The sequence below is a fragment of the Pseudomonas sp. Sample_9 genome (assembly GCF_004307535.1).
Lineage (GTDB): Bacteria > Pseudomonadota > Gammaproteobacteria > Pseudomonadales > Pseudomonadaceae > Aquipseudomonas > Aquipseudomonas mercuritolerans.
In genome coordinates, this window is record NZ_RAZO01000316.1 from 1 (window position 1) to 893 (window position 893).

Here is an 893-nt window from a genome sequence, read left to right on the forward strand (position 1 = left end):
TGATCTGGAGTTTTGGCGGCATGATGCGATTCACGTAGGGGTTGATGTGGTTTGACCTTGGCGGCCTCTGGGCCGACCAGGTTGGTTGGGTTTTGCGTGAATATCCGTTTCTGCGGGTGTTGCTGGTTACGGTTCCGCTCTTACAGCGGGTCACTTTGGCAAACGCCCCAAAGTAACCAAAGGTCTGCGCCCTGACGTTCGGCCCGCTCGCTGGGGCTCGGGGTTCCTTCGCTCCGGGATCGATCCTGGCGCAGCGGCTCCGGTTTGCTTCGCTGCACCTACACTCGCTGTGTACGACTGCGTCGTACGGTCGCTGCGCTCCCACGCCCGGATCAATCCCTTCGCTCAGCCTGCCGACGGGCTCCGAGATCAAGATCAAAAGCTACTCGAGCTTGCGCTCATTGTTTGAGTGGTTAAGAGCGGGTGGTGTCTGGCTTTGGTTTTGTGGTGGGTTTGCCTCTCATCGGAACGCCGCCCGCCTAGCCCTCTCCGAGGGAGAGGGAGCCGATTTGTGGGTTGTTCAAAGCTTGCATTCGACTCGATATTTCAGGACGGCGAAGCTCTGGCGATCACCGCGGTCAGTCCCCTCTCCCTCCGGGAGAGGGCTAGGGTGAGGGGCTTTTGATCTACAGAATTCCAGCCACCTGGGATTTACTTGCCCACCCCCGCATTCCCATACAAATAATCCGTCGCCAACGACGCCAATGTCCTGACCCCAACCACCAACGCCGACTCATCGACAAAGAACCCCGGATTATGATTCGGCGCAGCTTTGCTCATGTCCTGGTCCCTCGGGGTCACGCCAAGAAATACAAACAACCCCGGTGCTTCTTTGGCAAAGAACGAGAAATCTTCCGCCCCACCCACCAGCGGTCCCTGCACCACGTCATCCT

The 893-nt window shown here is 58.5% G+C and carries 1 pseudogene; it reads right to left on the reverse strand.

Features of this window, described 5'->3' with window-relative positions:
* Positions 1-651 precede the first annotated feature (651 nt).
* A pseudogene (locus D6877_RS17405) lies at positions 652-893 on the reverse strand (amidohydrolase); the annotation flags it as partial.